This is a genomic window from Nocardioides albertanoniae (assembly GCF_006716315.1).
GTDB lineage: Bacteria > Actinomycetota > Actinomycetes > Propionibacteriales > Nocardioidaceae > Nocardioides > Nocardioides albertanoniae.
The window spans coordinates 4,863,270-4,883,687 of record NZ_VFOV01000001.1 but is presented as its reverse complement, the minus strand read 5'-3'; the positions used below and the strand labels follow the sequence as shown (position 1 = coordinate 4,883,687).

At 69.3% G+C, this 20,418-nt stretch carries 18 protein-coding genes; 9 read left to right on the top strand and 9 right to left on the bottom strand.

All coding sequences use genetic code 11. The features are described from left to right. Positions 1 to 14: 14 nt before the first annotated feature. The 6 genes from FB381_RS23380 to zwf all read left to right on the top strand — a co-directional run bounded on the left by FB381_RS23380 (position 15) and on the right by zwf (position 8,603). Complete coding sequence (locus tag FB381_RS23380) at positions 15 to 782, top strand: enoyl-CoA hydratase family protein (RefSeq protein ID WP_141782458.1); 768 nt, start codon at positions 15 to 17, stop codon at positions 780 to 782. Between the two features lie 116 nt (positions 783 to 898). Continuing rightward, positions 899 to 3,088, top strand: a complete 2,190-nt coding sequence (locus FB381_RS23375; protein ID WP_141782457.1) for a HelD family protein — start codon at positions 899 to 901, stop codon at positions 3,086 to 3,088. A 179-nt stretch (positions 3,089 to 3,267) separates the two neighbouring features. Next, the gene (locus tag FB381_RS23370; protein ID WP_141782456.1) at positions 3,268 to 5,208 is read left to right on the top strand and encodes an anthranilate synthase family protein; all 1,941 of its coding nucleotides are present in this window, start codon (positions 3,268 to 3,270) and stop codon (positions 5,206 to 5,208) included. Positions 5,209 to 5,232: 24 nt separating this feature from the next. Continuing rightward, positions 5,233 to 5,796, top strand: coding sequence for an anthranilate synthase component II (locus FB381_RS23365; RefSeq protein WP_141782455.1), 564 nt, complete (start codon positions 5,233 to 5,235; stop codon positions 5,794 to 5,796). Then, positions 5,793 to 7,055, top strand: a complete 1,263-nt coding sequence (locus FB381_RS23360) for an anthranilate synthase component I family protein (protein WP_141782454.1) — start codon at positions 5,793 to 5,795, stop codon at positions 7,053 to 7,055. The genes FB381_RS23365 and FB381_RS23360 overlap by 4 nt, the downstream gene beginning before the upstream one ends. Positions 7,056 to 7,145: 90 nt before the next feature. Further along, entirely contained in the window at positions 7,146 to 8,603 is a 1,458-nt protein-coding gene (gene zwf / locus FB381_RS23355; RefSeq protein ID WP_141782951.1) for a glucose-6-phosphate dehydrogenase, read from the top strand. A 143-nt stretch (positions 8,604 to 8,746) separates the two neighbouring features. On the opposite strand, the gene FB381_RS23350 is transcribed toward zwf, so the two are convergent. The 6 genes from FB381_RS23350 to FB381_RS23325 form a co-directional block, all read right to left on the bottom strand. After that, a complete protein-coding gene (locus FB381_RS23350) occupies positions 8,747 to 9,325 on the bottom strand; it encodes a hypothetical protein (RefSeq protein WP_141782453.1) in 579 nt (192 codons plus the stop codon). Next, positions 9,322 to 10,755 (bottom strand): sensor histidine kinase, encoded by a 1,434-nt coding sequence (locus FB381_RS23345; protein ID WP_246088280.1) that lies wholly within the window; start codon positions 10,753 to 10,755, stop codon positions 9,322 to 9,324. Before FB381_RS23345 ends, FB381_RS23350 begins: the two co-directional genes overlap by 4 nt. Beyond that, positions 10,752 to 11,474: a response regulator transcription factor gene (locus FB381_RS23340; RefSeq protein WP_281285069.1), complete on the bottom strand. Its 723-nt coding sequence runs from the start codon at positions 11,472 to 11,474 to the stop codon at positions 10,752 to 10,754. The genes FB381_RS23345 and FB381_RS23340 overlap by 4 nt, the downstream gene beginning before the upstream one ends. Before the next feature lie 55 nt (positions 11,475 to 11,529). Beyond that, positions 11,530 to 12,312, bottom strand: coding sequence for an ABC transporter permease (locus tag FB381_RS23335; RefSeq protein WP_141782452.1), 783 nt, complete (start codon positions 12,310 to 12,312; stop codon positions 11,530 to 11,532). Next, positions 12,305 to 13,303, bottom strand: coding sequence for an ATP-binding cassette domain-containing protein (locus FB381_RS23330; RefSeq protein WP_141782451.1), 999 nt, complete (start codon positions 13,301 to 13,303; stop codon positions 12,305 to 12,307). The genes FB381_RS23335 and FB381_RS23330 overlap by 8 nt, the downstream gene beginning before the upstream one ends. 156 nt (positions 13,304 to 13,459) lie before the next feature. Next, positions 13,460 to 14,101: a PadR family transcriptional regulator gene (locus FB381_RS23325; RefSeq protein ID WP_246088279.1), complete on the bottom strand. Its 642-nt coding sequence runs from the start codon at positions 14,099 to 14,101 to the stop codon at positions 13,460 to 13,462. A gap of 135 nt (positions 14,102 to 14,236) precedes the next feature. Here FB381_RS23325 and FB381_RS23320 point away from each other — a divergent pair, with 135 nt between their 5' ends. Then, complete coding sequence (locus FB381_RS23320) at positions 14,237 to 14,941, top strand: winged helix-turn-helix transcriptional regulator (protein ID WP_141782450.1); 705 nt, start codon at positions 14,237 to 14,239, stop codon at positions 14,939 to 14,941. 17 nt (positions 14,942 to 14,958) lie between these two features. Here FB381_RS23320 and FB381_RS23315 read toward each other — a convergent pair whose 3' ends face one another. Further along, the gene (locus FB381_RS23315; protein WP_141782449.1) at positions 14,959 to 15,270 is read right to left on the bottom strand and encodes a hypothetical protein; all 312 of its coding nucleotides are present in this window, start codon (positions 15,268 to 15,270) and stop codon (positions 14,959 to 14,961) included. A 125-nt stretch (positions 15,271 to 15,395) separates the two neighbouring features. Between FB381_RS23315 and FB381_RS23310 the strand changes: the two genes are divergently transcribed. After that, positions 15,396 to 16,274: an AAA family ATPase gene (locus FB381_RS23310; RefSeq protein WP_141782448.1), complete on the top strand. Its 879-nt coding sequence runs from the start codon at positions 15,396 to 15,398 to the stop codon at positions 16,272 to 16,274. Then, a complete protein-coding gene (locus FB381_RS23305) occupies positions 16,271 to 17,632 on the top strand; it encodes a vWA domain-containing protein (protein WP_141782447.1) in 1,362 nt (453 codons plus the stop codon). The genes FB381_RS23310 and FB381_RS23305 overlap by 4 nt, the downstream gene beginning before the upstream one ends. A 16-nt stretch (positions 17,633 to 17,648) precedes the next feature. Here FB381_RS23305 and FB381_RS23300 read toward each other — a convergent pair whose 3' ends face one another. Further along, positions 17,649 to 18,425 (bottom strand): GntR family transcriptional regulator, encoded by a 777-nt coding sequence (locus tag FB381_RS23300; RefSeq protein ID WP_141782446.1) that lies wholly within the window; start codon positions 18,423 to 18,425, stop codon positions 17,649 to 17,651. 476 nt (positions 18,426 to 18,901) lie between these two features. Continuing rightward, positions 18,902 to 20,410, bottom strand: a complete 1,509-nt coding sequence (locus FB381_RS23295; protein WP_246088278.1) for a spermidine synthase — start codon at positions 20,408 to 20,410, stop codon at positions 18,902 to 18,904. Between the last annotated feature and the right edge of the window lie 8 nt (positions 20,411 to 20,418).

Genomic DNA, 20,418 nt, shown 5'->3' with positions numbered 1-20,418 from the left:
GTATGGTCTTCCCCATGACTGAGTCCCCCCAGACGCCGGCCGAGCTCGTACATCTTCAGGTCGCCGATGGCGTCGCCACCATCACCCTCGACTCGCCCCACAACCGCAACGCGCTCTCGAGCCGGCTGGTCACGCAGCTGTTCGACGCTCTCCACGCGGCCGACAAAGACTCCTCGGTCAAGGCGGTCGTGCTCGCGGCTACCGGCACCGTCTTCTGCTCCGGTGCCGACCTCACCGAGGCCGCGACGGTCTCCATGGAGGAGGGCACCCGCGGGATCGTACGTCTCCAGCGCACCATCGTGGCCCTGACCAAGCCGGTGGTGGCCAAGGTGCAGGGCCCAGTGCGTGCGGGCGGCCTCGGGCTGGTGGCTGCTGCCGACATCGCGATCGCCGCCGACTCGGTCTCGTTCGCGCTCACCGAGGTGCGGCTCGGGCTCGCCCCCGCCGCGATCTCGCTCTCGATCCTGCCGCGTATCGACGCCCGCGCCGCGTCGCGCTACTTCCTTACCGGGGAGAAGTTCGACGCCGCGGAGGCCGCCCGGATCGGCATCCTGACCGCTGCCGTGCCCGCTGACGCGCTCGACGACGAGGTCGGCGCCATCACGTCCTCGCTGCTCGAGGGCTCACCCCAGGGCCTGCGCGAGACCAAGCGGCTGATGGTGCGCGGGCTGGTCGACCACATCGACGCCGGTGGCGAGGAGATGGCGCAGCTCTCGGCCCGGCTCTTCGGGTCCGACGAAGCCCGCGAGGCGATGACCGCGTTCCTCAGCCGGAAGCGCTAGACGTCACAGTCGCCTGAGTCACGGGCATACCCACGTCGGGGGTAGAGTTGCCTCCTTGCCGTGCGCCATGGGGGGCGCGCGGCGGGTCGGATCATTCTTGACGGGGGAAAGTCCAGTTGAATGACGAGCTGGCCGAGCGCGAGATCGCATCGGAGCAAGAGTTCGTAGATCGTGTCTACCTCCAGCTGAGCGAATCTGCGCGTGCGGCGCAGGAGCTGGCCGACGAGGGCCGCGACCGCGGACGGCTGGGTCACGAAGGTGGCCTGGTCGAGCGCGACGCGTTCGCCTTCCAGGCCGCACGGCGCATCGCGCAGCTCGACGCTGCCCACGAGGGGCTGATCTTCGGGCGCCTCGACCTCGACCCCGACGTCGACGACAAGCCCCGCTATGTCGGCAGGATCGGGTTGCGCGACGCCGAGCGCGACTCGCTGCTGATCGACTGGCGCGCGCCGGCGGCCGCCGTGTTCTACCAGGCCACCGCGGTCGAGCCACGGTCCGTGATCAGGCGTCGAGTGCTCCGCTCCGTGGGCAAGAGCGTCATCGGTGTCGAAGACGAGCTGCTCGACGCCGAGACCCTCGAACGCACCGGAGCCGACCTGCCGATCGTCGGCGAAGGTGCGCTGATGGCCCAGCTGAGCCGCGCGCGCGACCGGACGATGCACTCCATCGTCGCCACCATCCAGGCCGAGCAGGACAAGGCCATCCGCGCGCCCGGCAAGGGCGTCACGGCCATCTCCGGCGGACCCGGCGTCGGCAAGACCGTGGTCGCTCTGCACCGCGCCGCCTACCTGCTCTACACCGAGCGTCGCCGCTACGAGTCCGGAGGCGTCCTCATCGTCGGACCCTCGGGCGTCTTCATGCGCTACATCGAGCGCGTGCTGCCCTCCCTCGGTGAGACCGCGGTGGCGCTGCGGTCGCTGGGTGAGGTCGTCGACGGCGTACGCGCCACCTGGCACAACGACTCGGCCGTCGCCGACGTCAAGGGATCCTCGCGGATGGCCGAGGTGCTGCGCCGTGCCGCCCGCCAGCAGGCGCCGGGCTCGCCGCGCGAGTTCAAGGTCTTCTACCGCGACGACTCGCTCCGGCTGGAGCCGAAGCGACTCGGCGAGCTGCGACGTCAGCTGATGAGCCAGGGCCGTCGCAACCAGCAGCTGCGCCGCGTGCCGCAGCTGCTCCTCGACATGCTCTGGCGCCAGGTGCGTGGCGACCGTGGCCGCGAGCGCGGGCGCGAGGTCTTCGACGACGAGATGCTCGACAACCCGGCCTTCCTCGAGTTCGCCGCCGAGTGGTGGCCGCCGCTCGGTGCCCGCGACGTGCTCGGCTGGCTCCGCGAGGCCGACTTCCTCGCCCGAGTCTCCGAAGGCATCCTGACCTACGACGAGCAGCAGCTGCTCCTCAAGTCGTGGTCCGGGCGCGGGCTGAGCGACGCCGACCTGGCCATCGAGGACATCCCGCTTCTCGACGAGCTCCGTTATGCGATCGGCGACGTGGCCGAGCAGGCCGCCGACGAGCGCGACGCCGACCACAGCGGCATCGACATCGCCGAGCTGATGACGGCCTCCGACCGCGAGTTCTCCTCCGGCCGTGGTTGGCGTCCGCCGACCTACCGCATCGACGACGACCCGTTCGCCCACATCCTCATCGACGAGGCCCAGGACCTCACCCCGATGCAGTGGCGCATGGTCGGTCGCCGTGGACGTACGGCGTCGTGGACCATCGTCGGCGACCCGGCCCAGTCGTCGTGGCCGGTGGCCGAGGAGGCCGAAGCCGCGCGCGCCGAGGCGCTCAAGGGCAAGCCGGTCCACTCCTTCCACCTCTCGACGAACTACCGCAACTCGGCCGAGATCTACGCCTTCGCCGCCGCGTACGCCGAGCGGGTCGGCCTCGACGCCGACCTGCCGACCGCGGTGCGCTCCACGGGCGTCGAGCCGCAGGTCATCGAGCACTCGGTCGACCTGGAGAAGACCACCCGCGAGGCCGTCGGTGACATCGCCGCCCAGGTCGGCGGCACCGTCGGCATCGTGGTGCCCGTCGCCCGGCGCTCCGAGGTGAACTCGTGGCTGGCGTCATGGACCGAGTTCGCCACCGACGCCCCCTCGGCCGCCGCGTCCGCCGCCGACCCGACCTCGGTGCCCTCCGGCGAGGACCGCATCGTCGTGCTCACCGGCCTCGACACCAAGGGCCTCGAGTTCGACGGCATCATCGTCGTCAGCCCCGACGAGATCGAGCGCGAGTCCGCCACCGGCCGCGCCACCCTCTACGTCGTCCTCACCCGCGCCACCCAGCTCCTCACCACCGTCTCCTGACCCATAAAGGTCGAGTCGGCTCGTTCTGACCAAATCAACCGCCGAGTCGGCTCGTTCTGACCGGATCTGAGCTCGAGTCGGCTCGTTAGAACGCGCCGACTCGGCGATAGGGGGCGTCGGCCACGCTCACCATCCGAATCGAATGCGTCTCGCGCGAGAGCGCGGATTAGGCTCCTCTCATGACGACCCAGACGCCTGCCAGGACCGCGATCGAGGAGATCACGGGGCACGAGGCGTGGGCGATCATCCGGCGCTCGTCGCGGGCCGGTGATCGCGACACGGTCGGTGTCCTGGCGGGCACGCGCACGGAGGTCGAGTCGCTGCTCGACGTGCCTCTCGAGGAGGGTGTGCCGGAGCCGGGGAAGGTGGCCGATCGGCTGCTCGCGGTGCCGTTCCGGCAGGTCAGCGAGCGGGGGTTCGAGGCTCACGACGACGGCGCGCCGCTGGTGGTCGTCGACGTGGAGCGCGAGTGGGAGTTCTCGGTCGCCGAGGTGCTCGAGGCGCTGCCCGACGTGCCGGTGGAGTTCATCGATCGTGGTGGGTTCGAGATCGACGACGACACGTACGCCCAGCTGGTCAAGACCGTCATCGAGGACGAGATCGGCCAGGGCGAGGGCGCCAACTTCGTCATCGGGCGCCACTACCGGGCTCAGGTCGCCGACTGGAACCACGAGCGCGCGCTCACCATCCTGCGCCGGCTCTTGGAGCGTGAGCGCGGGGCGTACTGGACCTACTGCTTCTTCACCGGCGACCGCTACCTGATCGGCGCGAGCCCGGAGCGGCACGTGAGCGTCCACGGTGGCGACGTCCGCATGAACCCGATCTCCGGCACCTTCCGGCTGCCGCGTGATCTCGAGGGCAGCCCGGAGAAGATCGCCCACGACCTCAAGGGCCGGCTGACCGACTTCCTGAAGGATCGCAAGGAGGTCTACGAGCTCTTCATGGTGGTCGACGAGGAGCTCAAGATGATGTGCGACATCTGCGACCAGGGCGGCCAGGTGCTCGGTCCGTTCCTGAAGCCGATGTCGCGGCTGATCCACACCGAATACCTCCTAGCCGGCCGCAGCGAGCGCGACCCGCGCGAGATCCTGCGCGACACGATGTACGCCGCGACCGTCACCGGATCGCCGGTGGAGAACGCGTGCCGGCTGATCAAGAAGTACGAGCCGGAGGGCCGTGGCTACTACGGGGCCGCGCTCGCGCTGCTCGGCCGCGACGAGTCCGGCGCCCCGACCGTCGACAGCCCGATCGTGATCCGCACGGCCGACGTGTCGGTCGACGGCCGGCTGAAGGTGAGCGCGGGGGCGACGCTGGTGCGCGACTCCGACCCCGACTACGAGGTCGCCGAGACCCACGCCAAGGCCGGCGGGATCCTGTCCGCCTTCGGCCTCGTGCCGGCCGCGCCCGCGCTGGCGCAGGACGTCTCCGAGCTGGTCAACGACGAGGACCTGCTGCTGACCCTCGCCGCCCGCAACCGCCGGCTGTCGTCCTTCTGGCTCACCGACCAGGGTGACGAGGAGCCGGCCGCCCACCTGGCCGGCAAGCACGCGGTGATCCTCGACGGCGAGGACGATTTCGTGCGCATGCTGCGCCACCTCCTCCGGGTGCTCGGGATGACTTCGTCGGTGGTGCGCCACGAGGACTATCGGGCCGGTTCCTTCGACGGCGCCGATCTGGTCATCGTCGGTCCCGGGCCCGGCGACCCCCGCGACGACGCCGACCCGAAGATGGCCAAGCTGCGCGCCGCCGTCGCCTCGCTGCTCGAGACCGGTCAGCCGTTCCTGGCGGTCTGTCTCGGCCATCAGGCGCTGTGCCACCAGCTCGGCATCGGGCTGCACTACAAGGACATCGTCTTCCAGGGCACCCAGACCCGGGTGGGCGTCGGGTTCGGCGGCCGGCCGCGGCGCGAGCGCGTCGGGTTCTACAACACCTTCGTGGGTCGGGCCGGGTCGGCCGAGCTGCCCGCGGATGTGTCGGTGGATGCCGATCCCGAGACCGGAGACATCCATGCCATCTCCGGGCCGCACTATGCCGGCATCCAGTTCCACGCCGAGTCCGTCCTCACCGAGCGCGGCTACGACCTCATCCACGACGTCGTCAGCGACCTGCTGGCCCAGTGATGCCGGCCCAGTGATGCTGACCCGATGGTGAGGGTCGTCGTGGTCGACCACCACGACTCCTACGTGTGGAGCCTCGTTCACATGATTGCCCAGGTCAGCGGGGTGATGCCGGATGTCGTCGAGCACGACGAGGTGAAGCTCGGCGACCTGGCGACCTACACCCATGTCGTGCTCTCGCCCGGCCCCGGCCACCCTGCTGATCCGGCCGACTTCGCGGTCGGACGCGAGCTGCTGCTCGCGGCCGGCCGCCCGGTGCTCGGCGTCTGTCTCGGCATGCAGGGCCTGGTGACCACGTTCGGCGGCGTCGTCGACCGGATCGAGCCCGCCCACGGCGAGGTCGCGCGGGTCGCCCACGACGGCCGCGGGGTCTTCGCCGGCCTCCCGTCGCCGTTCGAGGCGGTGCGCTACCACTCGCTCGCGGCGGTCTCCGTGCCCGAGGTGCTGGAGGTGACGGCACGCTCCGACGACGGGGTCGTGATGGGCGTACGTCACCGGGAGCTGCCGCTCGAAGGTGTCCAGTTCCATCCCGAGTCGGTGCTCTCCGAGCAGGGCGCGGCGATGGTCGCCAACTTCTTGGGGCGGCCGTGAGCGTCGAGGACCTCTTTGCCGAGGTGGCAGCGGCGCATCCGCGCTGCGTCTGGCTCGACGGCGGTGGTGCACGGAAGTGGTCGGGGGCCCGGTCGCTGGTCGGCTGGCTGGAGGACGACGACGTCTCGCTGACCTACTCGGCCGCGCGCCGCGAGGTGCTGCGCCACTCCGGTGGCAGGTCCGAGGTGGTCGGTGACGACATCTGGGAGGTGCTCGAGCGCGAGGTCGGACCTGGGGAGCAGTGGTTCGGGTATCTCGGCTACGCCTGCCGTACGGACCTGCCGGCGACGCCGTCGGAGGACGTTCCGGACGCGATCTGGCTGCGCCCGTCTCACCTGACGGTCATCGATCACGAGCCTGACGGGCACTTCGTGGACTTGACGGGTGTTTCAGTGCCCGCCCAGTCCAGGGATACCCGGTCGACCGGGTATCCCACGTCGCCCGCCTACCGCGCCGCCTTCGACCAGGTCCAGGAAGCACTTCACGCCGGCGACACCTACGAGGCGAACCTGACCTACCGCACCGCCGTCGAGGCGCCCGCCGACCCGGTCGAGACCTACCTGCGGCTGCGGAGCATCAACCCCGCCCCGTACGCAGGGTTCCTCCAGCACGACGTCGAGGATCACCGGGCGTGGCTGCTGAGCTCGAGCCCCGAGCGGTACGCCCTCATCGACGAGGATCGCACGATCGAGACCAGGCCGATCAAGGGCACGACCCCACGAGGCGCCACGGCGCAGGAGGACGCCGCCAACGCCGAGCTGCTGCGCACCGACCCCAAGCTGCGCAGCGAGAACCTGATGATCACCGATCTGCTCCGCAACGACCTGGCGATGGCCTGCGAGCCCGGCACCGTGGAGGTGCCGGCGCTGATGCAGGTCGAGTCCTATCCGAGCGTGCACCAGCTGGTCAGCACCGTCAGAGGGCACCTGCGCGACGAGATCTCCACGGTCGAGGCGCTGCGCAGGCTCTTCCCGGCCGGCTCGATGACCGGAGCGCCGAAGCTGCGCACGATGGAGGTCATCGAGCGGGCAGAGCGTGAGCTGGGTGGGCCCAGGGCTGCGTACGCCGGTGCCTTCGGGTGGATCTCGGGCGACGGTCCGGCCGACCTGGGCGTCGTCATCCGCACGCTCACGACCCACGACACCACCACCTGGCAGATCGGCACCGGCGGCGGCATCACCGTCAGATCCGACGTCGACGAGGAGGCCGCCGAGGCAGGGTGGAAGGCGGAGCGGCTGCGTCAAGCACTCGGCAGATGATCAGTTGGGTGAAAAGACAGCGACACGTTGTGACTGCTTCCTCGCGTCTATTGGATCGTTCATAAAACGAGGACTACCGTGGAACACATCATGGCGACCATCGACGACAAGGCCCTCCCTCACGTCATCGTTCTCTTCGGTGCGACGGGAGATCTGGCGCGCCGAAAGCTCCTCCCCGGCCTGCTCAGGCTGCATGAGGCCGGGCTGATGATGGACGCTCAGATCGTCGGCACCTCGCTCGAGGAGATCTCCGACGAAGACTTCGTCGCCTTCGCGCGCGAGGCGTGCGAGGAGTTCGGCAAGGGCGATATCACCGACGAGCGCTGGGCGCCTTTCGCGGAGATGCTCTCCTACGTCTCGACCAAAGACGGCCCGCACGCGCTCGCCGACGAGGTCAAGCTCGCCGAGAAGAAGCTGCAGTCGCTCGGCCGCGACGTGCGTCGCCTCCACTACCTCAGCGTGCCTCCGAAGGCCGCCCAGAACGTGATCCGCCAACTCGAGGAGGCCGACCTCGTCGAGGGCGCGCGGATCATCATGGAGAAGCCGTTCGGCACCGACCTGGAGTCGGCGAAGGTGCTCAACGCGAAGATCCACGAGGTCTTCGAGGAGGAGCAGATCTTCCGGATCGACCACTTCCTCGGCAAGGAGGCCGCGCAGAACATCTTGGCCTTCCGCTTCGCCAACGGTCTCTTCGAGCCGATCTGGAACCGCAACTTCATCGACCACGTGCAGATCGACATCCCCGAGACCCTGGGGCTCGAGGGGCGCACCGCGTTCTACGAAGGCACCGGTGCCTACCGCGACATGGTGGTCACCCACCTGATGCAGGTGCTGGCGTTCATGGCGATGGAGCCGCCGACCTCGCTGGCCCCCGACCCGATCGGCGAGGAGAAGAACAAGGTCTTCCGCTCGATCCAGCCGCTGGAGCCGCGCAACGTCGTGCGCGGGCAGTACTCGGGCTACCGCGGCAAGAACGAGGTCTCCGACGACTCCGACACCGAGACCTTCATCGCGCTGAAGGTGACCATCGACAACTGGCGCTGGGCCGGCGTGCCGTTCTTCCTCCGCACCGGCAAGAAGATGGCCGAGGGGGCGCGGATCATCTCGATCGCGTTCAAGGAGCCGCCGCTGACGATGTTCCCGTCCAACTCCAACGCCGGCACCCAGGGGCCCGACCACCTCACCTTCGACCTCGCCGACCTCTCGAAGATGTCACTGTCCTTCTACGGCAAGCGCCCCGGGCCCGGCATGAAGCTGGAGAAGCTCTCCATGCAGTTCGCCACGCAGGAGACCGACTCCTCGACCGGTGTCCTCGAGGCGTACGAACGCCTCATCCACGACGCCATGCGCGGCGACCACACCCTCTTCACGACCGCCGAGGGCATCGAGACGCTCTGGGAGATCTCCCAGCCCCTCCTCGACAACCCCCCGCCCGTACGCCTCTACGCCCCCGGCTCCTGGGGCCCCAACTCGATCCACCAGCTCATCGCCCCCCACGCCTGGCGCCTCCCCTTCGAGCGCTCCTGGCGCGAGACGAAGAAGCCCTAGCCGAGAAGTCACCCCCGCAGGCCGAAGAGTCACGTCTGCAGGTCGAGAAGTCGCTTCTGCAGGTCGAGTGGGCACGAAGATGCCCACTCGACCTGCAGAGCCGACGCTTCGACCTGCACGAGTGACTTCTCGGCTGGGGCGGGTCAGGGGGCGTTGGCGCTGAGGGCCTTGAGGAGGGCTAGGGCGGCGCGGTCGATGGCGTCGCCGTCGTAGGGCTCGAGATCGACGGAGTTGAAGCTCTGGATCAGCGGACCGTTCTGCACGAAGGCGGTGACCGCGTAGGAGCTGACGCCCTGCTGCTTGACCAGCCGGGCGTCGTCGGCGCCGGCGACCTCGGGGCGGCTGACGTCGCCGGACTTCACGTCCATGGTCTTCCACGCCTCGGCGAGGGTGCCCTTGAAGGGGAGGTAGTTGAGCTCGTACGCAGTGCCGCCGGACTTCTTGGGGAGCAGTGCGCAGCGGGGTGCCGCCGAGGTGCCCCGTTCGATGCGAAGCTCGGCGCCGAGAGCCTTCTCCACGGGCTTGATGTCGAGCCCTTCGCAGGGGTTGAACGTGGGCTTGTCCGAGCCGTGTCCGGACGCAGATGCCGACGCCGGAGCGTCGGCGGACGAGTCGGCCGACTTGTCAGAGCCGCATCCGGCGAGCAGCCCGAGCGCGGCCAGGGCGGCCAGGCCGGGCAGGACGGCGCGGGCGGGAGCGCCCGAGGCGATCCGGTTCTTCATCTCTCCAGCACTTCCGTGGGTGGTTCGGTCGGTCGCGGCGAGGACGAGCCGGGCAGGAGCATCGTCATCCTGGCCCCACCGTGGGGCGAGCGGGAGGCCGAGACCGACCCGCCGGTGCGCTCGGCGACCTGACGGACGATAGCGAGCCCGAGCCCGGACCCGGGCATCGAGCGGGCCTCGGTGGAGCGGTAGAACCGGTCGAATACGAACGGGAGGTCGTCGTCGGCGATGCCCGGACCTTCGTCGTCGACGTTGAGCACACCGTTGTGGAGCGACACGTGCACGGTGCCGGCCTCCGGCGACCACTTGGCGGCGTTGTCGAGCAGGTTGGTCACTGCGCGTTCGAGCGACCCGGAGTCGCCCAGCACCCACCACGACGCCATCGTCTCGGAGAAGTCGACCGACGGTGCGCGCAGGCGGACCCGCGACAGCGCTCGCTCGACGACCTCGGAGAGGTCGACGGACTCCAGGGTCGGCTCCGCGGGCGCGTCCCGGGCCAGCTCGACCAGGTCGCCGATCAGGTTGGTCAGCTCTTCGATCTGCGCCCGGATGTCGCCGAGCAGATCGGCGCGCTGCTCGCCGGAGATGGAGGAGTCGGCCTGAGTGAGCAGCTCGACGTTGGTGCGCAGCGAGGTCAGCGGGGTGCGCAGCTCGTGCGAAGCGTCGGCCACCAGCTGTCGTTGCCGATCCCGGGAGCCGGCGAGCGCCGACAGCATCCGGTTGAACGAGGTGGCCAGACGGGCGATCTCGTCGTCGCCCTCGACGGGGAGCGGGGTGAGATCCTCGGTCGTCGCGATCCGGTCGACCGAAGCGGTCAATCGTCGTACGGGCCGCAGCCCGCCGGCGGCCACGACCCAGCCGGCGAACGCCGCGGCCACGACCCCGCCCGCGCCGAAGAAGAGCACGATGAGCCCGAGCCGTTTGTACATCTCCTCCTGTGGCTCCAGCGCCTGCGCCAGCATCAGCGCCTCGTCGGTGCCGGAGATCGGCACCGTGGCCGCGCGGAACACCTCGCCGTGGTCGGTCGTGATCGTGCGTACGGCGTAGGGCTCCTTCCCCTGCGCGACGAACGCCTCCGGCGCACCGGGGATCGGGAAGTCGTTGTCGGCCCGCTTCTGCGGGTTCCAGTAGTCACCGTTCTGGTTGACCGACATGAGCGCGATGTCGCCGGCGTTGAGCGCGAAGACGGGGAAGTAGCTGCCGTCTCGTGCATCGCGGATGTATTGCGGGTTCGAGGCAGCCGCGTGGGCCCGCTTCAGCAGAGACTCGTCCATGTTGGCCTGCAGCTGGATGCGTACGGCGAAGTAGAGCCCCATCGCGATCAGCGCGATCGACCCGGCGACCGCGAGGGTCGTCAGGATGGTGACCCGGCCCGCCAGAGAGCCGCGGTAGCGCGAGCTGGTGGCCGTCGTGGTCACGGCGCTGCTCACGGCTCCTTCAGTACGTAGCCGATGCCGCGCACCGTGTGGATCAGCCGTGACTCACCCTCGGTCTCGGTCTTGCGGCGCAGGTAGCCGACGTAGACCTCGAGCGAGTTGGCGGTGGTCGGGAAGTCGTAGCCCCAGACCTCCTCGAGGATGAACGAGCGGTCGAGCACCCGGCGCGGCCGACGGAGGAACATCTCCAGGAGCGTGAACTCGGTGCGGGTCAGCTCGATGGCCCGCTGGCCGCGGGTCACCTCGCGGGTGGTGATGTTCATGGAGAGGTCGGCGAAGGTCAGCGCCTCCTCGTCGTCGTCGCTGACCGGCACGGCCCGGCGCAGCAGCGCGCGCAGGCGGGCCAACAGCTCCTCGAGCGCGAACGGCTTGGTGAGGTAGTCGTCGGCCCCCGCATCGAGCCCGTCGACCCGGTCGCCGACGGCATCGCGTGCGGTGAGCACGAGGATCGGCACGTCGTTGCCGGCCGAGCGCAGCGCCTTGGTGGCCTCGATGCCGTCGAGGCGAGGCATCATCACATCCATCACGACCACGTCGGGGTCGTGGTTGGCGATGCCGGCGAGCGCCTCTGCGCCGTCGCCCGCCATGGCCACCTCGTAGCCGTTGAACTCCAACGACCTGCGCAGCGACTCACGCACGGCCCTGTCGTCGTCGACGACCAGCACGTGCGGCTTCTCGCTGGGCCTGTCGCCCGGGGTGGCAGAGGTGTTCACACTCCTACATTGCCACCCCGGGCTGAGCCGCTACTGAGAACGACCCGCGAGATCGCTAAGCGTTCTCCTTGCGGAACGTCGAGATGCCCCACCAGACAGCTAGTGCGAACAGCACCGCCGTCCAGCCCACACCCCAGCCGATGTCGCCGATCCCGAGGTTACCGAAGAACGAGGAGCGGACCGCGTCGACGATGTGCTTGGTCGGGATGATGTCGGCGAGCGTCTGGAGCCAGTCGGCCCCGAAGCTCATCGGCAAGAAGATGCCGGAGAGCAGCAGGATCGGCATCAGCAGCATGTTGGTCACCGGCGCCATCACGTCCTCGCTCTTCACGAGCAGCGCGAAGGCGTTGGACGCGGCAGCACCCGCGCCACCGACCAGCACGGTGATCGCGACGCCGACGACGATGCCGAGGGGCTTGAAGTCCATGCCCATCACCAGGCCGAGGGCGACCAGGATGATCGCCTGCACCAGGATCTGCAGCAGGTCGCGGTAGAGCCGCCCGAAGAGCAGCGCGCCACGAGACGCCGGGGTGACCCGCTCGGCCTCGATGACGCCCTCACGCCACTCGCCGATGAGCGAGAACCCGGCGAACATCGCGCCGAAGATGCCGAGCTGCACGAGCATGCCGGGCACGAACCAGTTGTAGGCGTTGCCACCGAGCTGCTCGATCAGCGGCTCGAGCAGCGGACCGAAGAGCACCAGGTAGAGGACCGGCTGCATCACGCCGATCAGCACCCAGGCCGGGTTGCGGAGGTTCATCCGCAGCTGGCGGTTGAAGACGACCATCGACTCCCGCAGGAAGCCGGCCTTGAGCACGGGCTGCTGGAACTCAGTCATCGTGGGCCTCCTCGTCGGCCTCGGGGGCGCCCGCCTCGGCGTCGCGCAGCGTACGTCCGGTCAGGGTCAGGAAGACGTCGTCGAGGGTCGGCCGGGCGACCTCGATCGACTCGAGCGAGACACCGTTGGACTCCAGGTCGCGCAGCAGCCCGGGGACCGCCTTGCCCGCGCGGGGCACCCGGCCGCTGACCAGGCGCTCGTCGACCTCGATGTTGTCGGAGATCGAGCCGAGCTTGTCGCGCGCGATGGCGACCTGCTCGTCGGTGGCCACCTCGAGGGAGACCAGGTCACCGGAGACGGCCGCCTTGAGGTTCTCCGGGGTGTCGTTGGCGACGATGCGGCCCTGATCGATGACCACGACCCGGTCGGCGAGCGCGTCGGCCTCGTCGAGGTAGTGGGTGGTCAGGAAGACCGTCGCCCCGTGGTCCGTACGCAGCGAGGCGATGTGGTCCCAGAGGTTGGCCCGCGCCTGAGGGTCGAGGCCGGTGGTGGGCTCGTCGAGGAAGACCAGCTTCGGGGCGTGGATCAGCGCCATCGCGATGTCGAGACGGCGCTTCTGGCCGCCGGACATGTTGCGTGGCTTGCGACGCCACAGACCGTCGAGCTGGAGCCGCTCGAAGAGCGCCTGCCCGTGGGCGACGGCGTCCTTCTTGGACATCCCGTAGAGCATGCCGTGGTCGACGACCTCGTCGCCCGCGTAGGCGCCGGAGAAGGTCGATCCGACCTGTGAGCAGTAGCCGATGCTCCGCCTGACCTCGACGGACTGCTTGGCCACGTCGAAGCCGGCGACCGTGGCGGTGCCGGCGGTGGGCTGGAGGAGGGTGGTGAGGATGCGCAGGGTGGTGGTCTTGCCGGCGCCGTTCGGGCCCAGGAAGCCGACCACCTCACCCTCTGCGACGTCGAGGTCGACCCCGTCGACCGCGACGACTTCTTTCTTCTGCTTGCCATGGCCGGAGGCGAAGGTGTGCCTCAGGCCGCGTGCGTGAATCATGCGTGTGCTCCTTATGAGTGGAGTCCAGCCAAGCACGGAGCACCGACAGTGTTCACCCGCTTTTCCTGGCTGTTCAAATTTGATCACCGACTTTGGGTGGGAGAAGTGTTCAATTTTGAATATCCGATGTCAACAACACGATGTCGAGCGATCGGGTCAGCGGCGCAGCATCTCCCGGTAGCGCTTGCGGTCGGCATCCATCTGCCAGCCCGGGTCCTCCGCGGCCGGTGCCCAGTCGGGTGCGTCGCCGGCGAAGGCGAGCTCGCCGCTGCGTACGTCGTCGAGCACCTCCACCAGCCAGGCGCGCTCGGCGCGCAGCTTGTCGAGCTGGAGGCGGAGCGCCGAGATGGTGTGCGGAGGGGCCAGGAGCGACTTGACCTGCGTGGCGGCGTCGAGCTCCTTGACGGTGCGTTCGAGGGCCTTCAGCCGGTGGCTGAGGTGGTCGATGGCGTCCGGACGCTTCAGCAGGGTCACCAGCGAGAAGCCCGCGTAGAAGGAGACGCCGTTGTAGGCGTCGACGGTGCGCAACGCGTCGGCCACCAGCCGCTCGAGCTCCGTACGCCCCGTCGCGCTGATCTCGTAGACCGCGACCGGTCGCCCGTTGTCGACCAGGTCGTGCCTGGTCAGGTGGCCTTTGTCGGTCAGCGACGTCAAGGCGTGGTAGATCGAGCCGGGGTTGATGTTGGCCCACTGGTCGACCTGCCACGACATCAGCTCGCGCCGGATCTGGTAGCCGTTGACCGGCTCGAACAGGGCCACCGCCCCCAGGAGCAGCATCCGTGTCTCGTTTCCGGCCATGCTCCGGAGTCTAGGTCCGGCCGGCCACGGCAGACGACCGGCCACATCAGCGGCACGCCGGGACCTCTGGCACTAACAGCAACAACTTCGCGATCACTACCCTCGACGGGATCGAACGACTCGGAGAGGATCGAAGTGAGTCTGAACCTGTCCTACGGGGACCTGGGTGACGCCTGCGCGGCCGCGCACGCGCTGGATCTGATCGGCGACAGGTGGAGCCTGATCGTCGTGCGTGAGCTGATGTTCGGGCCGCGCACCGCCCCCGACCTCAGGTCGTCCCTGCGCGGCATCGGCGCCGAGGAGCTCAACGAGCGGCTGCGGTTCATGGAGCGGGCCGGCGTGGTCGTCGAGACCGAGCTCGGCTACCTCACCAAGACCACGGCGTACGCCCTGACCGACTGGGGCCGCGACCTGGAGAAGATCCTCAGTGCGCTGTCGTTGTGGGCGCTGGAGGGCTCGGCCCACTACCCGGTGCCGTCGACGGGGATGACTCCCAGCGGTGTGATGGTCGCGATGCGCACGATGGTGCCGCCCCAGAGCGTGACCACCCAGATGCCGGTCCGGGTCTCCTGGAAGCTGAGCGACGCCCGCTGCCCGGAGGTGGAGCAGCAGCAGTTCCGGCTCGACTGGAACGAGCAGGTCTTCGACCTCGACGTCGGCGACGTCCCGCGGGCAGACGTGAAGGTCGCCGGCGACTCGACGGCCTGGGCAGGGGTGGCCCTCCTCGGGCACTCCCTCGACGAGGCTCTCGCGCAGGGTGCGCTGCGGGTCGACGGCGACCGGCCCGCCCTCGAGCGCGTGATCCGGGTCTTCTCCGAGGCGATGGCCGCGGTCGGCTGACCCCGGGCTGACCCTGGCTAGCGGGGAGCCGGGTCGGCGCAGAACGCGACCAGCTCGCCCCGGGTCTTGCCCTGCTCGACCAGCTGCCCGACCCTGAGCGAGACGTGCTTCAGCTCGCCCAGCGGTGAGCGGACGATGGCGCTCTCCCGGCGCCAGGGCGCGATCGTCGGGGCGGCCACGCAGTGGTGCTGGTCGAGCATCGCGGCGAGCTCCGGCTGCTCCTTCTTGGCCAGCGACTGCGGCTCTGACGGGGTGGCGACGGCGACCACGCAGAAGGCGGCGAGCGCGGTGAGTGCGCAGACCTTCAGGGCGGTGACGGCTAGCGTCAACGGTCGCGGCGTCTCCGAGTGCACGCTGTGCTCAACGACGTACGCACTCGGCGGTGACGGTTCCGCCCCTTGGTATGACCAAGGTCCCACCCCACACGGGCCTGGACAACCATTAGGGTCGCGACATGGCTTCTCGTACGTCTTCCTGGTTCTCCTCGCCCGCCGAGGCCGTCAGCCGGCTGGGAGACGTCGGCTACCTGGCGGACGGCTCGACCGCGTTGACGACCTACCTCGCGGGCGCGCTGGAGAAGCCGGTGCTCGTCGAAGGGCCGGCGGGTGTCGGGAAGACCGAGCTGGCCAAGGCGATCACGCGTGCGAGCGGGGCCGAGCTGGTGCGCCTGCAGTGCTACGAGGGTCTCGACGAGGCCCGCGCGCTGTATGAGTGGAACTACAAGAAGCAGCTGCTCCGCATCCAGGCCGTGGGCGACGGTCAGGCGTGGGAGGAGACCCACGACGACATCTTCTCCGAAGAGTTCCTGCTGACCCGGCCGCTGCTGACCGCGATCCGCCGCGAGGAGCCGACGGTGCTGCTCATCGACGAGGTCGACAAGACCGACGTCGAGGTCGAGGGGTTGCTGCTCGAGGTGCTCTCCGACTTCCAGGTGACCATCCCCGAGCTCGGTACGATGACCTCGACCCGTCGGCCGCTGGTGGTGCTCACCTCCAACGCCACCCGTGAGCTCTCCGAGGCGCTCAAACGACGCTGCCTCTACCTCCACCTCGACTATCCCGACGCCGACCGCGAGCGCGAGATCGTGCTCTCCCAGGTGCCCGGGCTCGACGACAAGGTCGCCCGCCAGCTCGTCTCAGTCGTCGGTCGTCTGCGCGAGCTGGAGCTCAAGAAGTCACCGTCGATCGCCGAGTCGGTCGACTGGGCGCGCACGCTGATCGCGCTCGAGATCACCGACCTCTCCGACAAGGCCGTCGCCGACACCCTCGGCGTGGTGCTCAAGCACTCCTCCGACGTCGACCGGGCGGTGCGAGAGCTGCGGTTGAAGCGGTGACGCTCCTCGACCGGCACATCGAGTTCCTCGAAGCGCTTCGGGGAGCGGGGCTGCCGGTGTCGCTCTCGGAGGGGCTCGACGCGGTCACCGCGATGGGCCTGATCGGTTGGACCGACCGGCAGCAGGTCAAGGAGGCGTACGCCGCCACGCTGGTCAAGCGCGCCAACCAGCGGGCCACCTTCGACGGGCTCTTCGAGCTCTATTTCCCGCGGATGATCGGCTCCGGGATGGACGCAGAGGCCGAGGCTGCCGGGGTGGCGAAGGACGGTCCCGAGGCGCTCTCGGAGTTCACCGCGCGGCTCGAGGAGGCCTTGGAGGCCGACGATGCCGAGATGCTGCGCCAGCTGGCCGCCGAGGCCGTGGCGCGGTTCGGTGCGATGCCCGGCCGCGGCCCGGGGCTGAGCTCCTGGTCGTCCTACACCGCGCTGCGCCGGCTCTCCACCGGCGAGCTCACCGCACGGCTCATCGAGGGACTCCAGCAGGGCGGCTGGACCGACGAGGAGGCCACGAAGGTCGTGCGCCGGCGGGTGGGCCGCTTCGAAGGCCTCGTCGAGGCCGACGCCCGGCGCCGGATCGCGGAGGAGAAGGGGCCCGAGCAGATCGCCAAGATCGCCGTGCGCCCCACCATCGAGAAGCTCGACTTCCTGCACGCCCGGCGCGCCGACCTTGAGGCGCTCCGGCGCGAGATCTACCCGCTGGCCCGGCGGTTGGCGACCAGGCTCACCCAGGAGCACCACGCTCACCGGCGAGGTGCGGTCGACCTGCGGCGTACGCTGCGGTCGTCGATGTCCACCGGTGGTGTGCCCGTCGACCTGCGCTACCGCCCGAAGCGGCCGCACCGCACCGAGCTGGTCATCCTGTGCGACGTGTCGGGCTCGGTCTCCAACTTCGCGACGTTCACGCTGATGCTCGTCTTCGCGCTGCGGGAGCAGTTCGGCAAGGTGCGCGCGTTCACCTTCGTCGACGAGATCCACGAGGTCACCCCCTACTTCCGCGCCGGCGCCGACCTGGTCGACACGATGACCGAGCTGACCCGGGCGACCGAGCACGCGGCCCGGATGGGGCGCACCAACTACGGCCGCGCCTTCTCCCTCTTCCAGGAACGGCACGCCGACGCCCTCGGTCCGAAGTCGTCGCTGCTGATCCTCGGCGACGCCCGCTCCAACTACTCCGACCTCGCCGTCGGCTCGCTGCGCGCGATGTCGGAGGCGAGCAGGCATGCCCACTGGCTCAACCCCGAGGTGCGTACGCAGTGGGACACCGGTGACTCCGAGGCCAGTCGCTACGGCTCGATCATCGAGATGCGGGAGTGCCGCAACCTCACCCAGCTCTCCGAGTTCGTCCACGACCTGGCCTGAGCCCGGCCAGCCCGCGTCACTGCAGGTTGAGGTCGAGCCCGTAGACGATGCGGTCGGCGACCCCGACGGAGTCGGTGATGCACACGACGCGGTCGTCGGCGAGGAAGCGGCGCCGGTCGGAGAGCACCGGGGTGCCGTCGGGGATCTGCAGGTCGAACGACTCCTGCGGCGTCGGCATCCGTGACTCGATGTCCACCGCGACGGTGGTCACCTTCACGCCTACGCCGGCCAGCTGGTCCTTGATCGGCGGCTGCGGCCAGTCGTCGCTCGGGGTGGCCAGCGGGGTGTCGATGACCAGCGGATACGGGACGTAGGCCACCGTGCGGTATTCGGCCGTGTCGCCGCTGATGAAGAACGTGTAGGTCGAGGCGAGCAGCTCGCTGCGCGGGTCGAGCTCGAAGGCCGCGCCGAGCTTCTCGCCGGCGGCGACCACCTCGTAGGTGTGCTCGATCGAGAGGCCGTCGTCGGGTCCGCGCGGGGGCTGGTTGTAGGCGGCGTCCGGCTTCGCCGGGTGGCTCCGGTCGGTGATCAGCATGCTCATCAGGTCGTAGCGGGTCTTGGTGGCGTCGCGTACGAAGACGCCACGGCCCTGCTCGCTGGTGATCAGGCCCTCGTTGCGCAGGACCGCCAGACCTCGCCTGATCGTGGCGCGGTCGTAGGGGAAGGTGTCCATCAGCTCGGGCTCGGTGGGGAGCCGGTCGCCGGGCTGGTAGGTGCTGTCGTCGATCTGGGCCCGCAGGTAGTCGGCCACGTGGAGGTATTTCGGCAGGCCGCGCGGACGGGGATTGCTCATAGGAGCAACGTTAGTGAGCCGTACAGATCCCGAATAGCCGCATAGGCCCACCTTTTCACCCTTGACCCATTGCAATGAGTGGACTTATGGTCGGACGAGTCTCGGGGCGTCGGGCGTGCGGCCCCCGCCGTCACACCGGCGTCTCGAGGCACTCAATGACGAGAGAGATCGAGATTCCTTGGGGGGAATTCGTGTTCGTGGACGACAGACTCAGCCCGGGCGGCAGCGGCGCAAGGCCGCCGAGCATGGCGAGCGACCCGCTGGTCTACCGCACCGATCGGGGCAGCTTCTGGCACCTGCGCTCGGCCAAGAAGGGCCATGGCTACGTCTACACCGCGTGTGGACGCCGCCTGGGCACCTGGCACGTGCTGCCGGCGCGCAGGCTCAGCAAGGTCGAGCCGAGCCTGGTCTGTGTCGGGTGCCTGCGCAAGACGCGGATCGGGGAGGTCGAGCCCACGACCGGACCGCGTCGGCGCTCAGGCGACCTCGAGAAGGCTCAGGTCGGTCAGCCACTCGACCGGCGCGACATCGTCGGTGTAGACCTTCCCGCCGCGCATCCCCGGCTCGAGGCTGGCGGCCGAGCCGGTGAGCACGTCGGCCAGGTCGCTCGGCTCAGCAGCGGCGTTGCGGGTGAGGTTGGCCGCCGGATCGGCAGCAGGGTCGACCGTCGCGACCAGGTGAGTGTTGGTGTCGCTCGAGTCCGAGCGCCAGACGGCCTCGCCGAAGGAGGTGCGCAGGGTCGCGGTGAGCACCTTCTCCAGCGCGGTCGACCCCTCCGGGTGGGCTGAGTTCACGACGAGCACCCCGCCCGGGTTGAGGTGTTCCTTCGCGAGCTCGAAGAACTCCTTCGTGGTCAGGTAGAACGGGATGTAGGGCTGGTGGTAGGCGTCGACCATGATCGCGTCGTACTTCCGGGTCTGCTTCTGCAGCCACGGGCGGGCGTCGGCGGTGTGGAGGTGGAGGTTGGGCTGGTCCTGGAGGTCGAAGAGCTCCTGGCCGACCTTGGTCACGTCCTCGTCGATCTCGACCGCGTCGACCCGGGTGTCGGGGGCGTAGTGGCCGAACTGGCGCGCGGTCGTGCCGGCGGCGGAGCCGAGGATCGCCACCGACTCCGGGGCCTTCGCGCCGGCGTAGGAGAGCGAGAGCATCTCGTCCCAGTAGTTGCCGGTGAGCCACTCGCCCTCGTTGTAGACCGAGTGGACGGCGTGGCCCTCGTTGAGCTCGAGGTAGCGGCTGCCGTCGCCGTACTCGACGACGCGGGCGTACTGGTATTCCGTCTCCTTCTCCCAGATCACCTCGCCGCCGTTGCTGGTCAGCGTCTTGATCGAGCCGGTGGGCAGTGCGATCAGGCCCAGGATCACCGCCGGCACGACCGCGGCCGGCAGCCGGTGGCGCACCAGGTGGGGGATCGCGGCGATGGCCATCAGCAGAGCGAAGACCAGGAACGTACGCCGTGTGCCGGCCACCGGGATGAGGAAAAGCGAGGCGGCGAAGGTGCCGACCAGGGAGCCGACCGTCGAGATCGCGTAGAGCCGGCCGGCGGTGTGGCCGGCGCCCTCGACGGAGTCGAGGCTCAGCCGCACCGCGTAGGGGCTGACGATGCCGAGAAGGAAGAGGGGGATCGCGAGCAGCACGCCGACGCCGACCAGCGAGCCGGCGAACGTGGCGACGCTGAGCTGGTCGACAGCCTTGACGGCCAACGGCAGGAACGGGTCGGCGATGAAGGGCACCGCCGCCAGGAGCGCGGCAGCGACGAGCACGATCCTGGCGAGGCCGGAGGGGTTCGGGTTCTTGTCGGCGAGGCGGCCGCCGACGGCGTAGCCGATCGAGAGCGCGACCAGCACCGTCGCGATCGTGTTGGCCCACACGATCGTCGAGTCGCCGAACCATGGGGCGAGCAGCCTGGCCGCGGCCATCTCCGCCCCCAGGGTGCCGGCGCCGACGGTGAAGACGAGGAGCTCGAGTGCACGCGCACGCAGGTTCATGGCAGTGA

What these genes read in the sequence shown, in the direction of transcription:
- FB381_RS23380 (WP_141782458.1), top strand. Translation starts at nt 15, where the DNA reads ATGACTGAGTCCCCCCAGACGCCGGCCGAGCTCGTACATCTTCAGGTC.
- FB381_RS23350 (WP_141782453.1), bottom strand. Translation starts at nt 9,325, where the DNA reads ATGAAGAACCGGATCGCCTCGGGCGCTCCCGCCCGCGCCGTCCTGCCC.
- FB381_RS23370 (WP_141782456.1), top strand. Translation starts at nt 3,268, where the DNA reads ATGACGACCCAGACGCCTGCCAGGACCGCGATCGAGGAGATCACGGGG.
- FB381_RS23295 (WP_246088278.1), bottom strand. Translation starts at nt 20,410, where the DNA reads ATGAACCTGCGTGCGCGTGCACTCGAGCTCCTCGTCTTCACCGTCGGC.
- FB381_RS23330 (WP_141782451.1), bottom strand. Translation starts at nt 13,303, where the DNA reads ATGATTCACGCACGCGGCCTGAGGCACACCTTCGCCTCCGGCCATGGC.
- FB381_RS23310 (WP_141782448.1), top strand. Translation starts at nt 15,396, where the DNA reads ATGGCTTCTCGTACGTCTTCCTGGTTCTCCTCGCCCGCCGAGGCCGTC.
- FB381_RS23300 (WP_141782446.1), bottom strand. Translation starts at nt 18,425, where the DNA reads ATGAGCAATCCCCGTCCGCGCGGCCTGCCGAAATACCTCCACGTGGCC.
- zwf (WP_141782951.1), top strand. Translation starts at nt 7,146, where the DNA reads ATGGCGACCATCGACGACAAGGCCCTCCCTCACGTCATCGTTCTCTTC.
- FB381_RS23325 (WP_246088279.1), bottom strand. Translation starts at nt 14,101, where the DNA reads ATGGCCGGAAACGAGACACGGATGCTGCTCCTGGGGGCGGTGGCCCTG.
- FB381_RS23365 (WP_141782455.1), top strand. Translation starts at nt 5,233, where the DNA reads ATGGTGAGGGTCGTCGTGGTCGACCACCACGACTCCTACGTGTGGAGC.
- FB381_RS23335 (WP_141782452.1), bottom strand. Translation starts at nt 12,312, where the DNA reads ATGACTGAGTTCCAGCAGCCCGTGCTCAAGGCCGGCTTCCTGCGGGAG.